This window comes from Streptomyces sp. NPDC111656, assembly GCF_055656965.1.
In genome coordinates, this window is the sequence record NZ_JBVKCA010000002.1 from 148,113 (window position 1) to 165,535 (window position 17,423).

Genomic DNA, 17,423 nt, shown 5'->3' on the forward strand with positions numbered 1-17,423 from the left:
CACCTGGTCGACTGACCGCCGGTCGAATCAGCCGACCTTGGGTACGGCCGATCGAGCGACCATCGGCCGGTCAGCTCCAGACGTTGCCCTGGTTCTGCGCCCGAGCCCCCTGCTGCCCCATGCCGTACTGGGCGCGCAGCCCCTGGCCGATCACCGCGTTCTGCGGCGGCAGCAGCTCACTGGGCTGGACGAGCGCGAAGCCCTGGCCCAGGAAGCTGAGCTCCCAGCCCTCACCGGTGCTGCCCCGCCGCCGCCACACCCCGGAGGAGTGCGTCTGGGCCTGCATCTGGACACGCAGGCCGGTGGACCAGGCGACGATCGCGTCGGCGTCGCAGTTGACGTACTTGTCCGGCGTGACCTGCATCATCAGCGGCATGCCCGAGGTCATCAGGGCGACCTTGCCACGGCCGGTGATGTTGAGCTGGTACTTGCCGGAGCCGGAGATGCCGTACTGGCTATCCACGGCGATGACCTCGTGGTGCAGCGAGGAGTCCATCGCCAGGACATAGCTGCTGTCGACGGTCAGCCCGTCCTGCTCCACGTCGACCACGTGCACGTGCTGGGCGAGATTGGCGAGATAGACCGTCCCCTGCCCGTGGCACCGCATGAGGTCGAGGCCTTCACCGGTGTACGCGCGTGCGCGGTGCTGGCTGTTGTTCTGGTACTCGGCGTCGAACTCCACGAGCCCCTGGTACGCGACCATGGTGCCCTTGCGCGCCAGGATGTCGTCGTGCCCCTCCATGACGACTCGCAGCATCTGCGAGTTCTGGAGGCTGTAGCGCTCCTGGGTCTGCTGCTCGTTGTAGCCGAAAAGCGGGCTCTGCATGATGTGGTGCTCCCCCTCAGCCCCGGATCCGGAGGCGGTCGGTGCTGTCCTCGCTGGGCTGGACGACGACGATGCCCTGTCCGGAGAACGCCATCTGGTACGCCTCGCCGCTGCCGCGTCCGATCAGCGACTGCGCCTTGAAGCTGCGCTTGCCCTTCACCTTGAGGTTCGGGGACCAGGCGACGAGCGCGTCCGGGTCGACGTACGTCTCGTCCTCACCACCGCCGCAGTCGACCACGATCGGCTTGCCGCGCGAGGTCAGCGCGACCCAGCCCTGGCCGGAGATCTTGGTGTTCCACAGGCCCTGTCCGGCGAACTTGGCGAGCCCCTTCACCCGCTCGACGCCCCACTGGAGATGGGCGTCGAAGGCGAGCAGGTTGGTGGCGTTGACGGAGATCGCGTCCCCGTTGAGGTTGATGACGACGACGTTCGCCCCGTAGTCGGCCAGGTAGAGCAGGCCGTCGCCGGTGCACTTCATGAGGGGCGCGCCCTCGCCGGTCATCCAGTCCCGCGCGATCTGGCGTACGGCGGGCGGGTTGGGCTCGTACTGGACGAACCCTTCGTAGGCGACCATCGATCCCACGCGCGCGAAGAGGTCGTTTCCGGTCTGCATGGCGACCTTGAGCATGTGGTTGCCGTGGTTCTCCATGCGGGCGGTGACAGGTGCCGGGGCGAAGCCCGCGAGTGGCTGGTTCATGACGGGCTCCCTCAGACCTCGTACGGCTGGACGACGATGAAATTGCCGGGCGCGCCGCGGAACTGGAGGTTCACGCTCTCCCCGGTGTCGCCGGGGTAGGCGTTGCGGCGCATCCGCACCTGGCTGGAGACGATCACCTGGGAGGCCGCGGACCAGGCGACGACGGCGTTGCAGTCGGCGAAGGTCGTCGGCGTCACGGGCAGCACCACGGGAGCGCCGTGCGTCTTCACGACGATCGTTCCGGTCCCCTGGAACTGCATGGTGAACAGCGCGCCTCCGGGGATGCCGTGCCCCTCGATACGCCGAACCTCGTACTGGAGGGACTCGTCGAAGGCGAGCACGCTCTCCGCGGAGACACAGATCGCGTCGCCCTGGAGTTCGATGGGATGCACGTGGGTGGCGTTCTCGGCGAGGAACACCTGCCCCTGGCCGGTACAGCGCATGAGCTGCATCTCCTGGCCGGTCGCGTTGCCCACGATCCGTCCGGCGAAGCCGGCGCCCTTGTAGCTGAAGTCGACCTTGCCCTGGTAGAGCACCATGCTGCCCTGGCGGGCCAGCACGGGCTGGCCGCCGATACCGAGGTCGACGCGGATGAGCTTCTTGTTCTGCTGGGTCCACCGCTGACCGGTGGGCGTCTCCTTGTAGGCCCCCAGCGCGGCGGCCACACCGGCACCGCCCTGCGGGGCGCCCTGGGGAACGCCGTACGGGGACGGCGCGCCGGGCTGACCCGGAGCCTGGCCCGGAACCTGGCCGTACGGCGGCTGCTGGCCGTAGCCCGGAGGCGCCGTCGGGGCCTGCGGCCCATAGCCGGGGGGCGCGGGCGGTGCCTGCTGGCCGTAACCGGGCGGCATGGGAGCCGTCTGACCGGGAGGCTGCTGTCCGTAGCCCGGCGGCGGACCGGGCGGACCGGGCGGCTGGATGTACGGAGCGGGGCCCGGCGGCGGCACGGTGCCGCCCGGCGGGGTGTGCAGCGGGGCGATGATGGTCGGCGCGGCGTGCACCGAGGGCACGGTGTGCGTCGGGGCGGGCGGCGGCGCGAACCCCTGCGCGGCGGGCGCCGGGGCGGGAGCCGGAGCCGGGGCGCCGAACGCGGGGGGTGCGGTGGCCTGGGCGGGCGGAGCGAAGGACGGCGCGGCAGTGGCCTGCGGTTCCTGCGCGGCGGGCTGCTCGTCGGCGACCTCACCACCGAAGTTCTTGAGCAGCGCATCGAGGCCGCCGTCGAAGCCCTGCCCCACGGCGGCGAACCGCCAGACGTCCTTCAGGTAGAAGTCGCCCAGCATCACGGCACGCTCGGTGGAGAACTCCGCGCCACTGAACGAGTACCGGGCCACCTCCTCGCCGCCCGCGACAACACGGAGGTATCCGGGGGCGATCTGCGACATCTGTCCGGCGCCGTCGATCGTCGCCGTGAACGACAGCTTCTGGATCTGCGCCGGGATCCGGTCGAGCGTGACGCGGAAGGACTCCGTGTCACCCGACTGGGCGCCGAGGAGCTGGATGGATTCTTCGGGGGTCTTCGGCTGGTTGAAGAAGACGAAGTACCGGTCGTCCGAAAGCCTTTCGTCGGCGTCCAGACCGAAGCAGCTGATGTCGAAGGTCAGTCCGGGACCGGTGATCTGCACACCTACGTACAGATCCGTGCCCGCGGTGAGGTCACTGATCCTGGCCTTGTGGCCGCGTTGGAATTCCCTGGCCATGCGTAACGACCGTCCCCCATCCCGAGTGCGATTGCGTCGCGTCAGGCTAACGGGAAACTCTGACAGTGAGCGCCGCCGGTACAGACCCGGTACACAATCACCCCCGGGCTGGAACGGTCCGCCGCCGCCCGCATCCGCTACTCGTCGCTCGCCACGGGCAGATGCGGCAGCCGTTCGGCCGCGACCACCCCTTCGAGATAGCCGCGGGCACGCTCCGTACGCGGATACGCCTCCAGCAGCCGCCAGAAGCGGGGGCCGTGACCGGGCACCAGAAGGTGCGCGAGTTCGTGGACGAGGACGTAGTCGACGACATACTCGGGCATGCCCTGCAGACGATGCGAAAGACGGATACTGCCCTCGGCCGGGGTGCAGGACCCCCAGCGCGTGTTCTGATTGGTGACCCAGCGGACCGAGGCGGGGCGGGCCCGGCCGTCGAAGTACTGCTCCGACAGCCGCGCGGCGCGCTCGGTCAGCTCGGCGTCGCCGAGCACCCGTTTGCTCTCCTGGGCGGCCAGCTTGTCGAGCATGACGGTGACCCAGCGCTGCTCCTCCGCCTCGGACATACGGGCGGGGATGAGCACGACGGTGCGATCGCCCTCGCGGTACGCGGAGACCGTTCTGCGCCGGCGCGCGCTCCTGCGAACCTCGATCGCGCTCGCCCCCGAGCCGCTTGGTGGCGGACTCGTCGTGCTGCGCTGTGGCTTTCCGGCGCGGTGCAGTGGGTCGGCGGGCACGCCCCGACGTTACCCGCTGCACATGGGGGAAGTCCCGTCCCCTGGACGGTTCGATGCCGATCCGCACCCCGTGCGCTTGATTTATACGACGAACACCACCGCCTGTGGACAACTTTCGGCACGGTTCGGCCGGGCGGGGCATGCTGGCATTCGATCGGCGGGCCCGGGACGGACCCCGCCGACACACGGGGATGCTCTACGGGTACGGGGGTCGGTCATGCATCCGATGGTGAAGCCCGCGCTGCGGCGCGGCTGGCGGGATCTCAACACCGTGCAGTTCGGGATGGCGCCCGCCCACGCGATGGTGCTGGGCCCGGTGGACACGGCGACAGGCAGCTTTCTCGACCTGCTCAACGGAACACGCGGGCTGCCGCTCCTCCGCGACGAGGGTCGCGCGATGGGCCTGCCCGACGGTCATGTCGACGCGCTTGTGGAGCGACTGGCCCGCTCGGGTCTGCTGGACGACGCGACGGGCGGCGGCCGGGCCGCGGACGCCCTGCGCGAGAAGAAGGCGGTCCTGGACCGGCTCCGCCCCGACCTCGCGTCCCTGTCCCTCGTCGCCCGCGCGCCGGGTGACGCCCTGAAGCATCTGGCCGCCCGCCGCTCCCTGCGGGTGCAGGTGAGGGGCGCCGGCCGGGTGGGAGTCGTCCTGGCCTCCCTCCTGGCCGGCGCCGGCGTCGGCCAGGTCGAGGTGCGCGACATCGGCAGCGTCGAACCCTGGGACGTGGCACCGGGCGGACTGCCGTCGGCGTCCATCGGCGAGCGCCGGGAGGAAGCCGCCCGGCGCGCGGTGCGCCGAGCGGCACCGGATCGGCCACCACGGCCCGCTGCCGAAGGCGAGGAGCTCGGTCTCTCCCTGGTGATCCTCGCGCCCCGGGACGGCCTGGCGGTGCACGCCCCCGATCCCGCCGTCGTCGAGCCCCTGATCACCTCCGGCACCCCCCATCTCTACGCGGGGGTCGTGGAGGGAACGGGTATCGTCGGCCCCTTGGTGCTGCCCGGCGACACCGGCTGCGCGGGCTGCCTGGACCAGCAGCGCATCGACCGGGACCCGACCTGGCCACGCCTGATCGCCCAGTGGCGCTCCGGCGCCTCGCACCAGGTCCCGGCATGCGACCTCGCGCTGGCTACCGGGGTCGCCGGACTCGCGGCGGGACACGCCCTCGCCTTCCTCGACGGACGGCTTCCCTCCAGCGCCGGGGCACGCTGGGAGTGCTCCGTGCCGGGCTTCGACTGGCATGCGAAGCCGGTGTGGTCGCATCCCGCATGCCCGTGCGGCGCGGCGGAGAAAAGTAAGAAGGGGGAGCGCGCCGCCGAGGACGGGCAGCCGCACGAGACAATGGCGGGGCAACAGCCGCACGCGGCACGGCTGTCTGGGACTTGGAGGGCGCATGTCTGATCTTCCCCGGAAGGCAGTCACCCGAACTGCCAAACTCGCCGCACTACCGCTCGGCTTCGCCGGGCGAGCGACCTGGGGGCTGGGCAAGAGGATCGGCGGGAAGTCCGCGGAGATCGTCGGCCGCGAGCTGCAGCAGCGCACGGCGGAGCAGCTCTTCAAGGTCCTCGGCGAGCTGAAGGGGGGTGCCATGAAGTTCGGACAAGCCCTGTCCGTCTTCGAGTCGGCACTGCCCGAGGAGGTCGCGGGACCCTATCGCGCGGCGCTGACGAAGCTCCAGGAGGCGGCGCCGCCGATGCCGACGCGCACGGTGCATTCCGTTCTGCGGGAGCGCCTCGGCGAGGACTGGTCCGAGCTGTTCCAGAAGTTCGAGGACAAGCCGTCCGCGGCGGCCTCGATCGGCCAGGTGCACCGGGCGGTGTGGCACGACGGACGCGAGGTCGCCGTCAAGGTGCAGTACCCGGGGGCGGGCGAGGCCCTGCTGTCCGATCTGACCCAGCTCAGCCGATTCGCCAGGCTCCTGGGTCCCCTGATCCCCGGCATGGACATCAAGCCGCTCATCGCGGAGCTGCGCGACCGGGTGTCCGAGGAGCTCGACTACGCGCTGGAGGCAGAGGCCCAACAGACGCATGCCACGGAGTTCGCGGGCGATCCGGACGTGCTCGTCCCGGCGGTGGTCCACCAGTGCGACCAGGTCCTGGTGACCGAGTGGATCGACGGGATACCGCTGTCGGAGGTGATCGCCGAGGGCACCCAGGAGCAGCGGGACCGTGCGGGCCAGCTGCTGGCCCGGTTCCTCTTCTCGGGTCCCGCCCGCACCGGACTGCTGCACGCCGATCCGCACCCGGGCAACTTCCGTCTCCTGCCGGACGAGAAGGGCGGCTGGCGGCTGGGCGTCCTGGACTTCGGCACGGTCGACCGTCTCCCCGGCGGTCTGCCCTCGACGATCGGCTACTCCCTCCGGATGACTCTCGAGGGCGAGGCCGAAGCGGTCTACGAGCTGCTGCGTGAGGAGGGCTTCGTCAAGGAGTCCATAGAGCTCGAACCCGACGCGGTCCTGGACTATCTCCTGCCGATCATCGAACCGGCCCAGGTCGACGAGTTCACGTTCACCCGCGGCTGGATGCGCAGTCAGGCCGCCCGCATCGCCGACCCCCGTTCCCCCGCACATCAGTTGGGCAGGCTCCTCAACCTGCCACCGTCATATCTCCTGATACACCGTGTGACTTTGAGCACCATCGGAGTCCTGTGCCAGCTGGGCGCGACGGTGCGGCTGCGCGACGAACTGGAGGAGTGGCTGCCGGGTTTCGTACCGGGAGAGGACCCGACGGAGGAGCTGCTGGACGAGGAGGGATCAGCGGCCGGAGCATGACTCGGGCCGCCTTCGGCCGGCGGGCTCACCCGGGCGTGGCCTACCACCAGGCCGAGTCCAGCCGTCCCTCGATCGCCCTGAGGTTGCTGCGGGCGCAGTTGTCGCAGAAGTAGTGGCGGCTGCCGTTCTCCATGGAGCAGGTCCACGTCAGCGGAGGGCCGTCGGCCGGGGTGCCGCAGCGGGCGCACACGATGTGTCGGGCCTCGGCCGTGTCGGGCCGCGGCATGGAGCCGGTGCTGTCACTGTCCCCGGGAAGACTCGTCACTCGGCGACGATAGCGCCGTGGTCGGCGGTTCGCCCGGCACAACGCACCGCGGGGGCCGGTCCGTTCGGACCGACCCCCGCGAGGAGTTGCCTACTGGTACTGCAGCGACTGCCTTCGGCTAGTGCATGACCGCCATGGCCAGCGCGCGCCGGGCGCGCATGGAGGCGCGCTCGGCCCGACGCTGCATCCGACGGGCGGAGGCCAGGCGCACGGCCAGGCGTTCCCGCTCGGCCTCGTGCAGTCGCTCGTGCATATGCGCACGAGCCAGGGCTTCTGGGATGAGTTGCATCTCGCGGGTCCTGTTCTGACGCGAGTCGTTCGCGCCGGTGGTGGTGAAGTCTGGGATGGCGGAGCCTGCGGGCTCGCTGGTGGACGGCTTCATCGGGGCCTGTTTCTTGGGGTCGTGCGTCAGGGGGCGATCGATCGTTCCTACGGTGTTCATGCCGCAACCGGGTTCTTGCGCGGGCGGCCACGCGGCCGCTTGCGGGCCACGACAACACCCTGGACGAAGAGCTCGCCGCCCCAGACACCCCAGGGCTCGCGCCGCTCCTTGGCGCCGGCGAGGCAGGCCTCGATCAGCGGGCAGGTACGGCAGAGGGACTTGGCGTACTCGACGTCGGCCGGCGACTCGGCGAAGAAGACCTCCGGGTCGTAGGAGCGGCAGGGGACGGGTACGCCGAGGTTCTCGATGGCGTCGTCGAGCGCGGTGAGCGCAGTGAGCGGGATCAAGGTGGGGTCCTCCGTGAGGCCGGGCGGGGGGATCGTTTCGGAAGGCGGTACGGACGGGGCGTGCGCTTCGAGTTGCACGGTTGGTCTTCCTCGTCTGGTCGTGCCGGCCGGGTTGGCCGGTTGGCGGCTGGTACCGGGTTCTTTTCTTGTCCCGAGGCCCCTTCGCTCTGCCGTCCCCGGTCGGGGACAAACAGAAGGGCCGCGGATCCCGGGTGGGGTTCCGCGGCCCTGAAGGCGCCGGCCTGATCGAAGATCAGGCTGGATCACTCCAGGGTTCAGGCCCACGGAAGGCCCACATCGTGTGGTGCTGCTTCGTCTGCTTCAGCGATCCGGCACCGGCTGCCGCAAAGGCATAGGCCTGGGCCTCTGCCACTACTGCCGCTTCCAGTGCCTTCATCGGTCGCTCATTGCGCTCACGGATGGGAAGAACCGCGAGAGACAGAGGGGAGGCCGGCCGGACGGCAGCGATGCCGGACAGACCGGTGCCCAGGTTCGAGACGCCGAGCAGGCACGGGGAGACGACCGAGCGATCGGTCATTTTGGCGGTGCTGATGGAGCTGATGTTGATGCTGATCACTGGAATCGCCTCCTCTCGGCGTCTTGGGGGACTGGGGTGAGCCAGTCCGACGGCTATTAAGTAGAGCACGGAACCAGGGCCTCGGAGAAGGCCGCTGCTGCCGTGGTTAAGAACCTATGGGGATTGCTGGGGCATGCGCAAACTATTTTTTCGACGAGTTTGCATCAGTCACCCTCGCCGCCCTCCGCAGGCTCCTGACCAGCACAGATGGCCAGAACATCGGCCCCGAACCGGTTGAACTTGCGCACGCCGACTCCTGGGATCCGCGCCAACTCGCCCTCGTCGTCCGGCGCGGCCTCGGCGATCGCCATGAGTGTCTTGTCGGTGAAGACGCAGAACGCGGGCTGCCCACTGCGCTGCGCCTGTACCGCCCGCCACTCCCGCAGCCGCTCGTAGAGGCCTTCGTCCATGTCGGAGGGGCAGTCCTCACAACGCATCAGTTTCATCTCGCCGGCGTCGGTCAGCGTGCGCCCGCAGACCCGACAGCGGGCCGGGGTCCGGCTGGTCCGCCGTACGACCGTGCCTCCGCTGCTTCCGATGCCGCGCTCGATGCCTCCTGGACCGCCGCCGGCGCTGCGGCCCGCGGTGGCTACGGAGCCGGGGCGCAGCCCGTCGAGGAAGCGGCTGGGCCGGCGGTTGGGTCTGCCGCCGGGTGAGCGGGACAGGGCCCATGAGACGAGGAGGTGTTCTCTGGCGCGGGTGACTCCGACGTAGAGGAGTCGGCGTTCTTCCTCGATCTGCTCATCGGTCTTTGCGTAGGTGATCGGCATCATGCCCTCCGCGACGCCGACCAGGAAGACGACGTCCCACTCCAGTCCCTTGGCGGAGTGCAGGGAGGCGAGGGTGACGCCCTGGACGGTCGGGGCGTGCTGGGCACTCGCGCGCTCGTCGAGCTCGGCCACCAGGTCACCGAGGGTGGCGCCGTGTTTGGCGGCGGCGAAGTCCTGGGCGAGATGGACGAGGGCGGCCAGTGACTCCCAGCGCTCTCTGACGGCGCCGGATCCGGCCGGGGGTTGGCTGGTCCAGCCCTCGCCGGAGAGCACAGCTCGGACCTGGGAGGGCAGGTCGACGGCGTCGTCGAGGAGGGAGTCGTTGGCGCCGAAGCGGGCGGCCGCGCGCAGGGCGGCACCTGCTTTGCGCACCTCAGGGCGGTCGAAGAACCGCTCGGCGCCACGCAGCTGGTAGGGCACTCCGGCGTCGGCGAGGGCCTGTTCGTAGATCTCGGACTGGGAGTTCGTGCGGAAGAGGATGGCGATCTCGCCCGCGGGGATGCCGGAGGCGACGAGGTCGCGGATGCGGCGGGCGGCGCCCTCGGCCTCGGCGGGTTCGTCCGTGTATTCGGCGTAGACGGGCTCGGGGCCCGGGGCACGCTGAGAGATCAGTTCCAGGCGGTGGTCGGCGGCCCGGCCGCGGGCCTGGGAGAGCAGGCCGTTGGCGAGGTGCACCACTTGGGGTGAGGAGCGATAGTCGCGGACGAGCTTGACGACGGTGGCCCCGGGGTGGCGGGTGCGGAAGTCGAGCAGGTGGTCGGGAGTTGCACCGGTGAACGAATAGATCGTCTGGCTGGCGTCGCCGACGACGCAGAGGCTGTCGCGCTCGCCGAGCCACAGTTCCAGGAGGCGCTGCTGGAGGGGGCTGACGTCCTGGTACTCGTCGACCACGAAGTGCTGGTACTGGGAGCGGACCTGCTCGGCGATGTCGTGACGGTCCTGGAGGATCGCGACGGTCAGCAGCAGGACGTCCTCGAAGTCGATGACGGCGCGGTCGCGCTTGAGGTCCTCGTACGTGGCGTAGAGCTGGGCGATCTCGGCCGGGTCGCGGGGCGAGAGACGGCCGGTCTTGGCCGCGGCTGCCGCGTAGTCGGCGGGGACGGTCTGGGTGACCTTGGACCATTCGATCTCGGCCGTGACGTCGCGCAGCTCGCCCCGGTCGAGGCGGATGCGGCAGGCGGCCGCCGCGTCGGCGACGAGCTGGATCTTGCGGTCGATGAGCCGGGGCAGGCCGCCGCCGACCGCTTTCGGCCAGAAGTACTGGAGTTGGCGCAGCGCGGCGGAGTGGAACGTACGCGCCTGGACACCACCGGCGCCGAGCTGGCGGAGCCGGCCGCGCATCTCGCCCGCGGCCCTGTTGGTGAAGGTGACGGCGAGCACACTGGAGGGCTGGAGGATCCCGGCACGCACCCCGTAGGCGATGCGGTGGGTGATCGCTCGCGTCTTGCCCGTGCCGGCGCCTGCCAGCACGCACACCGGACCGTGCAGGGCGGTGGCGACCTCGCGCTGCTCGGGGTCGAGCCCGTCGAGCACCGCGTCGGCCGTGTCCGGTGCCTGCGGGAAGAGGGTGGAGTGCGTTGCTGCTGTCACCCCGCCATGCTGCCAGGTCGGCGGGGACGCATGAGCCGGTTGTCCACAGCGAGGCACTTGCAGTCGTACTAATGCGGCAGGCGCTGGGCGTGCTCTTGCTCACCCGTCTGCCGCGAGGTGCACTCGTGTACCGGGCCGGGGTACCCGGGAGCGGGAATGGTGGCTCGCTCGCGTACGTTCCACCTCTGCGACAACGCACCCCCAGCAGCAAAGGAGCGCGAGACACATGCCGGGCACTGTGACGATGTACAGCACCACGTGGTGCGGCTACTGCACGCGACTGAAGGGCCAGATGGACCGCGCGGGCATCGCGTACAACGAGATCAACATCGAGCAGGACCCGGAGTCCGCGGCCTTCGTGGAGAAGGCGAATGGCGGAAACCAGACGGTTCCGACCGTGCTGTTCGCGGACGGCTCGACGCTCACCAACCCTTCGCTGGCGCAGGTCAAGCAGAAGATCGGCGCGTAAGCGGTTCACCATCGGTGCGCCCCCGGCGGTTGCCGCGGGCAGCAACAGGGGCGGTCCTTGAGTCTGACTCAAGGACCGCCCCTGTTGTGTGACTTGCGCCACTCGCGCGAGTGGTGTGGTGCGAGTCGGTCAGGCGGCTACCGCTCCCGGGCGCGGCAGGGGCTTGCCGTACCAGAGTTCGATCAGGCGGGCGGCGATGGAGATGCCGAACGGAGGCAGTACCTCGCCGGACTCGAAGGCGGTGCGCAGGTCCTCGCGGGAGAACCAGCGGGCCTCGTGGATCTCCTCGCCGTCGACGTTGATCTCGGACGAGGTGGCGCGGGCCATGAAGCCGAGCATGAGGCTGGAGGGGAACGGCCAGGGCTGGCTGGCGACGTACTCGACCTCGCCGACCGTGACGCCCGCCTCCTCGAAGACCTCGCGGCGCACGGACTGCTCGATGGACTCGCCGGGTTCGACGAAGCCGGCCAGCGTGGAGAAGCGGCCCTCGGGCCAGTGCACCTGGCGGCCGAGCAGGATGCGGTCCTCGTCGTCCGTCACCGCCATGATCACGGCCGGGTCGGTGCGCGGGTAGTGCTCGGCGCCGCAGGCGGGGCAGCGGCGGATGTGCCCGGCCGCCGCGATCACGGTGCGCTCGCCGCAGCGTGAGCAGAAGCGGTGCAGCCGCTGCCAGTTCTCCAGGGCTACGGCGTGCACCATCAGACCCGCGTCGCGGGGTGAGAGCAGGAGGCCCGCCTCGCGCAGGCCCGCCGAGCGGGCGGACTGGTCGATGCGGCCGGGCAGTGCGTCCTTCTGGAGTGCGAAATAGCTCACACCGTCGTCGTCCGTGCCGAGGAAGTAGCGGTGCGCCTCGGTGAGCGGGGCCTCGAAGGAGGGGGTCATGACGAGTTCGGTGGTGCCGTCCGCCGTCTCGTCGATGAGCACCTGACCGCCGGAGACCACGAAGACGCGGGTGGTGGGGTGGCTCCAGGCCGCCGCGAGCCAGGCCTCGTCGAGCCGGTGGTGGGCGGCCCGGTCGATGCCGCTCGGGGCGGTGAGCGAGATGGGACGGTCGGCGGTTCGGTCGGTCCAGGTGGTCACGGGTGCTTCCAACTCCCCCGGTGGAACGGTTATTTCGGCGGGCGGTTCAGCAGGGCGGGTGCGAAGGGCGCTGTTCGGGGTGGGGACGGTCTTTTCAGGAGGGGTGGAGACGGGCTCTTTCAGTGTGCCTCGCGCCAGTTCTCGGCCAGGTCGCCCCACAGGTAGGCGCTGGTTTCGACGCCCTTCATGAGGAGGTCGAGTTCGACCTTCTCGTTGGGGGCGTGCCAGCCGTCGGAGGGGACGGAGATGCCCAGGAAGAGCACGGGGGCGCCGAGGACTTCCTGGAGGTCGGCCGCGGGTCCCGAACCACCCTCGCGGGTGAAACGGATCGGCTGCTCGAAGGCGCGGCCCATGGCGCGTACGACGGACTGCAGGGCGGGGTGGTCCAGCGGTGTGAGGCAGGGGCGGGTGGCGGCGCCGAACGTGATCTCGTGCCGGATGCCGGCGGGCAGCCGGTCGGCGGCCCAGGCGCGGACCGCCTTCTCGATGTGGTCCGCGTCCTGGCCCGCCACCAGCCGGAACGAGAGTTTCACGGTGGCCGAGGACGGGATGATCGTCTTGCTGCCGGGGCCTTGGTAGCCGCCGCCGATGCCGTTGACCTCGGCGGTGGGGCGGGCCCAGATGCGCTCCAGGGTGGTGTGTCCGGCCTCTCCGTAGGTGGCCGTCGACTTGGCCGTGCTCAGCCAGCGCTCCTCGTCGAAGGGCAGTTCGGCGAAGAGCTCACGCTCGCGTTCGGTGAGTTCGGTGATGCCTTCGTAGAAGCCGGGGACGGCTACGCGCGCGTGCTCGTCGTGGAGGGCCGCGACAAGGCGGGCGGCGGCGGTGGCCGGGTTGGGCACGGCACCGCCGAAGGAGCCGGAGTGGATGTCCTGCCGCGGCCCGTACAGCTCGATCTCGCACTCGGCGAGGCCGCGCATGCCGGTGCACACGGTGGGGGTGTCCTCGGACCACATGCCGGTGTCGGAGACGATCACCGCGTCGGCGGAGAGCCGGTCGGCGTGGCTTTCGACGAGGTCGCGGAAGTGCGGGGAGCCGGACTCCTCCTCGCCCTCGATCAGGAGCTTGAGGTTCACGGCCGGTGCGCCGCGCCCGGTGGCGGCGAGATGGGCGCGGACGCCGAGTGTGTGGAAGAACACTTGGCCCTTGTCGTCGGCGGCGCCGCGCGCGTGGAGGCGGTTTCCGCGGATCACCGGTTCGAAGGGGTCGGTGTCCCAGCCGTCCTCGCGGGCTGCGGGCTGCACGTCGTGATGTCCGTAGACGAGAACCGTGGGAGCCCCGGGGTCCTCGGCGGGCCACTCGGCGAAGACGGCGGGGGCGCCCTCGGTCGCCCATACCTCGGTGGTCGGGAAGCCGGTCTCCTGCAACTTGGCGGCGAGCCAGTCGGCGCTGCGTGCCACGTCCGCGGCGTGGTCGGGCTGGGCCGACACCGAAGGGATGCGCAGCCACTCCGCGAGGTCGTCGAGGAAGGCCGTGCGGTGGTTCTGGATGTACGTGCGGACGGTGCTGACGGCGTTGTCAACGGGCTTGCTCATGCTCACGAGCCTATCCGCCCACCGAGGCGTGTTCGTCCGGCGGATCCCCGACAGACGCTTCCTGTGGGTCCGCCGGGTCCTGTGTGAGCAGTCGTTCCAATGCCGCGCGGTCCGGGAGCTCGTCCGGGTGGACCACCTCACCGCTGCGGACGTAAAGGAACGCGGCCTTGACGGACTCCAGGGGCACGCCTTGCTGTTCGGCCCAGGCGAGGCGGTACAGGGCGAGCTGGAGGGGGTCGGCGGTGCCGGTGCGGCTGGTCTTCCAGTCGACGATCTCGTACGTCGGGCCGGCGTCGTCCTCCGCCCGGTAGACGGCGTCGATCCGGCCCCGTACGACGCGTCCAGCGATGGCGAGCTGGAACGGTGCCTCGACGCGGTGAGGGGTGCGGTACGCGTAGGGAGTGCGTTCGAAGGCGTCCTTGAGCTCCTCCAGATCGCGTTCGTCAGCGATCTCGGCGTCGCTGCCGGGGAGGTCCTCCGGTTCCAGCATCGGCAGCCGCAGCTCTTCGAAGCGGGACTCCAGCCAGGCGTGGAAGCGTGTTCCGCGGCGCGCGGCGGGCTGTGGGGGGCGTGGCATGGGGCGTGCGAGTTCCTGCGCGAAGCCGTCCGGGTCGGCGGCCAGGCGCATGAGCTGCGTCACGGTGAGCGAGGCCGGCAGGGGGACGTCGGTGACGCTCGCGCGGGCACGCAGGAGCTCTCCGGTCAGGGCGTCGAGGTCGCGGTCCCAGGAGGCGAGGGTGCGGGCCTCCTCCGGGGTGAGGTGCGCGGGTTCCTCAAGGCGCGGTGTCGCGGGGTGCGGTGTCGCGGGGTGCGGGCGAGCCCCCGGAGCCGGTGCCTGGTGCGGGACCGTCGGGCGGCCCTGCGCGGGTCGCGTCGGCAGGTCCTCGGGGCGGTCGGTCGACCAGGAGTCCCAGTCGGAGTCGTCCCCGTCGGGGAGGGCGTCGTCGGGGAGGTCGTCGTCCCCGTAGGGCATGTCGTCGTACGCGGGGTCGTCGTCCTCGGGCGGGGGTGGCCAGTCCGGATCGTCGTACGAGGTGGGGTCGTGGCCGGCCGCGTGCCGGGCTCCCTCCGCCCCGGGGTGGGGCTCGTCGTGGGACGCCACACGCTCCAGGTGGGCGAGCACGGTCTCGGCGGCGGCGCGGCGCCGGGCCAGTGCCGCGTCGTCGAGCGGGAGTGGCCACGCGTGGTCGGCGGCCGCCTCGCGCAGGGCGGGGTTCTCCTCGTCCTCGGCGGGCTCCTCGGCCCAGACCTCGATCTCGCCGTGTCCGGCGGCGCAGTGCTCGTAGAGGGCGTCGAGGAAGTCCGAGGGGCCGCGCGGCTTCTTCTGGGAGGGGCCCCACCAGTGGCCGGAACCGAGCAGGAGCGAGCGGGGGCGGGTGAAGGTGACGTAGCCGAGGCGGAGCTCTTCGGTGTGCTGGTGGTCCTTCATGGCCTCGTGGAAGGCCTTGATGCCCTTGGCGTCCCAGGTCGCGATCTCGGGGAGCGTGTCGGCGTCGCCGCGCAGTTCGTGCGGCAGGACCTTGCCCTGGGCGGTCCACTTCTCGCGGCCCTGGGCGCTGGGAAAGGTGCCGGTGACGAGTCCGGGGACCGCGACGACGTCCCACTCCAGGCCCTTGGACTTGTGCGCGGTGAGCACCTTTACGGTGTTCTCGCCGCCGGGCAGGGCGTTGTCGAGGCCCTTCTCGTACTGGGCGGCGGTGCGCAGGAAGCCGAGGAAGGCCAGCAGCGTGGCCTCGCCGTCGCCCGCGGCGAAGGACGCGGCGACGTCGAGGAAGTTCGACAGGGTCTCTCGGCGGCGGGCGGCCAGCGCGTGCGGGGACGCGGAGAGCTCGACCTCGAGGCCGGTGACGGCGAGCACCCGGTGCAGGACGTCCATCAGGGGGTCGGCGAGCGAGCGGCGCAGGTCACGCAGCTCTGCGGCGAGCCGCGCGAACCGCACCCGCGCGTCCGGCGAGAAGGGCAGCCCGTCGTCGTCCCCTTCGGCCTCGATGGGCATCTCCAGGAACGTGTCGAGGGCGTCGGCGAGCGATATCACCTCGGCCGGGTCGACCCCCTCCACGGCCGCGGCGAGCCGGCGGTCCGGGTCCTCGTCGGCGCCCACGCGCCCGTGGGACACGAGCAGGCGGGCGCGCCGCCCCAGGAGGGCGAGGTCGCGCGGGCCGATCCGCCAGCGGGGGCCGGTGAGCAGGCGGACCAGGGAGGCGTTCGCCCCGGGATCCTGGAGGACTTCGCAGACGGCGACGAGGTCGGCGACCTCGGGCAGGTGCAGCAGCCCGGAGAGGCCCACCACCTCGACCGGGATGTCCCGGGCGACGAGCGCGCCCTGGATCTCGGCGAAGTCGCCCGCCGTACGGCACAGCACGGCGATCTCGCCGGGCGCCTTTCCGGTGCGTACCAGGTGGGCGATCGAATCGGCGAGCCAGTCGATCTCCTCGGCGTGGGTGCGCAGCAGCGCGCAGCGGACCTGGCCGTCGTGCTCGGCTCCTGGGGCCGGGCGCAGGGCCTCCACGCCCGCGTGCATGGCGCGCAGGGGCTCCGCGAGGCCGTTGGCGAGGTCGAGGAGGCGGCCGCCGCTGCGACGGTTCTCGCTGAGCGCCTGGCGGGCCGCGGGGCGGCCGTCGGCGTGTGCGAAGTGTTCGGGGAAGTCGTCGAGGTTGGCGACGGAGGCGCCGCGCCAGCCGTAGATGGCCTGGCAGGGGTCGCCGACCGCGGTCACGGGGTGGCCGGTGCCGCCGCCGAAGAGTCCGGCGAGCAGGATGCGCTGGGCCACCGAGGTGTCCTGGTACTCGTCCAGCAGCACCACCCGGAACTCGTCGCGGAGGATCTCCCCGACCTCGGGGCGGGTGCGGGCCAGGGTGGCCGAGAGGGCGATCTGGTCGCCGAAGTCGAGGAGGTCGCGCTCGCGCTTGGCCGACCGGTAGCGGCCCACCAGCTCGGCCAGTTCACGCCGAGCCGCGGCCGCCTCGGGGACCTTCCTCAGGTCGGCGTTGGTGAGTTTGGCGCCCTCCAGGGAGCGCAGCAGCTCGGCGTCGTAGGCGCGCAGGTCCTCGGGCCGTACGAGGTGTTCGGCGAGCTCGGAGTCGAGTGTGAGGAGGTCGCCGACGAGGTCCGGGAAGGAGCGGGTCAGCGCCGGGTACGGTCCCGGGGCCTCGCGCAGTACGCGGGCGGCGAGCTGGTAGCGGGTGGCGTCGGCGAGCAGGCGGGAGGTCGGTTCGAGTCCGATGCGCAGACCGTGGTCGGTCAGCAGGCGGCCCGCGAAGGCGTGGTAGGTGGAGATCACCGGCTCGCCCGGCGGGTTGTCGGGGTCGATCACGTCCGGGTCGGTGACTCCGGCCTTGATCAGCGCCTTGCGAACGCGCTCGGCGAGTTCGCCCGCCGCCTTGTTGGTGAACGTGAGACCGAGGACCTGCTCGGGGGCGACCTGTCCGGTGCCGACGAGCCACACCACGCGTGCCGCCATCACCGTGGTCTTGCCCGATCCGGCTCCGGCCACGATCACCTGCGGGGCGGGCGGTGCGGTGATGCAGACCGTCTGCTCCGGGGTGAACGGGATGCCGAGGAGCTCCTTGAGCTGCTCGGGGTCGGTGATGCGGGCGGGCATGTCGGAGAGGCTAGCGGCGCCCACTGACAGCGGAGGCCACATCGGCCGCCGGGACGGAAGAAGTGCTGGTCAACACCTGTGGTGCCGT

General features: G+C 71.0%; 15 protein-coding genes. 3 read left to right on the forward strand and 12 right to left on the reverse strand.

What is annotated here, in order from left to right:
* Window positions 1-70 precede the first annotated feature (70 nt).
* The 4 genes from ACZ7M3_RS06210 to ACZ7M3_RS06225 all read right to left on the reverse strand — a co-directional run bounded on the left by ACZ7M3_RS06210 (window position 71) and on the right by ACZ7M3_RS06225 (window position 3,954).
* Window positions 71-826 carry an AIM24 family protein gene (locus tag ACZ7M3_RS06210; protein ID WP_351307036.1) on the reverse strand — a complete coding sequence of 252 codons (756 nt, stop codon included), beginning with the start codon at window positions 824-826 and terminating at the stop codon, window positions 71-73.
* Between the two features lie 16 nt (window positions 827-842).
* Window positions 843-1,523: an AIM24 family protein gene (locus ACZ7M3_RS06215; protein ID WP_054228171.1), complete on the reverse strand. Its 681-nt coding sequence runs from the start codon at window positions 1,521-1,523 to the stop codon at window positions 843-845.
* A gap of 11 nt (window positions 1,524-1,534) precedes the next feature.
* On the reverse strand, window positions 1,535-3,220 hold the full coding sequence (locus ACZ7M3_RS06220) for a TerD family protein (protein WP_472061215.1): 1,686 nt from the start codon (window positions 3,218-3,220) through the stop codon (window positions 1,535-1,537).
* Between the two features lie 137 nt (window positions 3,221-3,357).
* The gene (locus tag ACZ7M3_RS06225; protein WP_075028823.1) at window positions 3,358-3,954 is read right to left on the reverse strand and encodes a M48 metallopeptidase family protein; all 597 of its coding nucleotides are present in this window, start codon (window positions 3,952-3,954) and stop codon (window positions 3,358-3,360) included.
* 217 nt (window positions 3,955-4,171) lie between these two features.
* Here ACZ7M3_RS06225 and ACZ7M3_RS06230 point away from each other — a divergent pair, with 217 nt between their 5' ends.
* Together ACZ7M3_RS06230 and ACZ7M3_RS06235 are read left to right on the forward strand one after the other, a co-directional pair.
* A complete protein-coding gene (locus ACZ7M3_RS06230; RefSeq protein ID WP_472061217.1) occupies window positions 4,172-5,353 on the forward strand; it encodes a TOMM precursor leader peptide-binding protein in 1,182 nt (393 codons plus the stop codon).
* Complete coding sequence (locus ACZ7M3_RS06235) at window positions 5,346-6,722, forward strand: ABC1 kinase family protein (protein WP_472061219.1); 1,377 nt, start codon at window positions 5,346-5,348, stop codon at window positions 6,720-6,722. The genes ACZ7M3_RS06230 and ACZ7M3_RS06235 overlap by 8 nt, the downstream gene beginning before the upstream one ends.
* A gap of 40 nt (window positions 6,723-6,762) precedes the next feature.
* Here ACZ7M3_RS06235 and ACZ7M3_RS06240 read toward each other — a convergent pair whose 3' ends face one another.
* From ACZ7M3_RS06240 to ACZ7M3_RS06260, 5 genes are all read right to left on the reverse strand, one after another.
* The gene (locus ACZ7M3_RS06240; protein WP_388395101.1) at window positions 6,763-6,987 is read right to left on the reverse strand and encodes a hypothetical protein; all 225 of its coding nucleotides are present in this window, start codon (window positions 6,985-6,987) and stop codon (window positions 6,763-6,765) included.
* A gap of 118 nt (window positions 6,988-7,105) precedes the next feature.
* Window positions 7,106-7,429, reverse strand: a complete 324-nt coding sequence (locus ACZ7M3_RS06245; RefSeq protein ID WP_054228177.1) for a hypothetical protein — start codon at window positions 7,427-7,429, stop codon at window positions 7,106-7,108.
* Window positions 7,426-7,794 (reverse strand): WhiB family transcriptional regulator, encoded by a 369-nt coding sequence (locus ACZ7M3_RS06250; protein WP_095852703.1) that lies wholly within the window; start codon window positions 7,792-7,794, stop codon window positions 7,426-7,428. Before ACZ7M3_RS06250 ends, ACZ7M3_RS06245 begins: the two co-directional genes overlap by 4 nt.
* A gap of 175 nt (window positions 7,795-7,969) precedes the next feature.
* Window positions 7,970-8,293, reverse strand: coding sequence for a hypothetical protein (locus ACZ7M3_RS06255; RefSeq protein ID WP_179436441.1), 324 nt, complete (start codon window positions 8,291-8,293; stop codon window positions 7,970-7,972).
* Window positions 8,294-8,457: 164 nt separating this feature from the next.
* Complete coding sequence (locus tag ACZ7M3_RS06260; RefSeq protein WP_388395104.1) at window positions 8,458-10,653, reverse strand: ATP-dependent DNA helicase UvrD2; 2,196 nt, start codon at window positions 10,651-10,653, stop codon at window positions 8,458-8,460.
* Between the two features lie 226 nt (window positions 10,654-10,879).
* On the opposite strand from ACZ7M3_RS06260, the gene ACZ7M3_RS06265 reads away from it, so the two are divergent.
* The gene (locus ACZ7M3_RS06265; RefSeq protein WP_054228181.1) at window positions 10,880-11,122 is read left to right on the forward strand and encodes a mycoredoxin; all 243 of its coding nucleotides are present in this window, start codon (window positions 10,880-10,882) and stop codon (window positions 11,120-11,122) included.
* Window positions 11,123-11,251: 129 nt separating this feature from the next.
* On the opposite strand, the gene nudC is transcribed toward ACZ7M3_RS06265, so the two are convergent.
* The 3 genes from nudC to ACZ7M3_RS06280 form a co-directional block, all read right to left on the reverse strand.
* Window positions 11,252-12,202 carry an NAD(+) diphosphatase gene (gene nudC / locus ACZ7M3_RS06270; protein WP_179436442.1) on the reverse strand — a complete coding sequence of 317 codons (951 nt, stop codon included), beginning with the start codon at window positions 12,200-12,202 and terminating at the stop codon, window positions 11,252-11,254.
* A gap of 119 nt (window positions 12,203-12,321) precedes the next feature.
* On the reverse strand, window positions 12,322-13,734 hold the full coding sequence (locus ACZ7M3_RS06275; RefSeq protein WP_472061222.1) for a dipeptidase: 1,413 nt from the start codon (window positions 13,732-13,734) through the stop codon (window positions 12,322-12,324).
* 10 nt (window positions 13,735-13,744) lie between these two features.
* Window positions 13,745-17,335 carry a UvrD-helicase domain-containing protein gene (locus ACZ7M3_RS06280; protein ID WP_472061224.1) on the reverse strand — a complete coding sequence of 1,197 codons (3,591 nt, stop codon included), beginning with the start codon at window positions 17,333-17,335 and terminating at the stop codon, window positions 13,745-13,747.
* Between the last annotated feature and the right edge of the window lie 88 nt (window positions 17,336-17,423).

What these genes read in the sequence shown, in the direction of transcription:
- ACZ7M3_RS06245 (WP_054228177.1), bottom strand. Translation starts at nt 7,429, where the DNA reads ATGAACACCGTAGGAACGATCGATCGCCCCCTGACGCACGACCCCAAG.
- ACZ7M3_RS06280 (WP_472061224.1), bottom strand. Translation starts at nt 17,335, where the DNA reads ATGCCCGCCCGCATCACCGACCCCGAGCAGCTCAAGGAGCTCCTCGGC.
- ACZ7M3_RS06265 (WP_054228181.1), top strand. Translation starts at nt 10,880, where the DNA reads ATGCCGGGCACTGTGACGATGTACAGCACCACGTGGTGCGGCTACTGC.
- ACZ7M3_RS06235 (WP_472061219.1), top strand. Translation starts at nt 5,346, where the DNA reads ATGTCTGATCTTCCCCGGAAGGCAGTCACCCGAACTGCCAAACTCGCC.
- ACZ7M3_RS06230 (WP_472061217.1), top strand. Translation starts at nt 4,172, where the DNA reads ATGCATCCGATGGTGAAGCCCGCGCTGCGGCGCGGCTGGCGGGATCTC.
- ACZ7M3_RS06275 (WP_472061222.1), bottom strand. Translation starts at nt 13,734, where the DNA reads ATGAGCAAGCCCGTTGACAACGCCGTCAGCACCGTCCGCACGTACATC.
- ACZ7M3_RS06210 (WP_351307036.1), bottom strand. Translation starts at nt 826, where the DNA reads ATGCAGAGCCCGCTTTTCGGCTACAACGAGCAGCAGACCCAGGAGCGC.
- ACZ7M3_RS06215 (WP_054228171.1), bottom strand. Translation starts at nt 1,523, where the DNA reads ATGAACCAGCCACTCGCGGGCTTCGCCCCGGCACCTGTCACCGCCCGC.
- ACZ7M3_RS06220 (WP_472061215.1), bottom strand. Translation starts at nt 3,220, where the DNA reads ATGGCCAGGGAATTCCAACGCGGCCACAAGGCCAGGATCAGTGACCTC.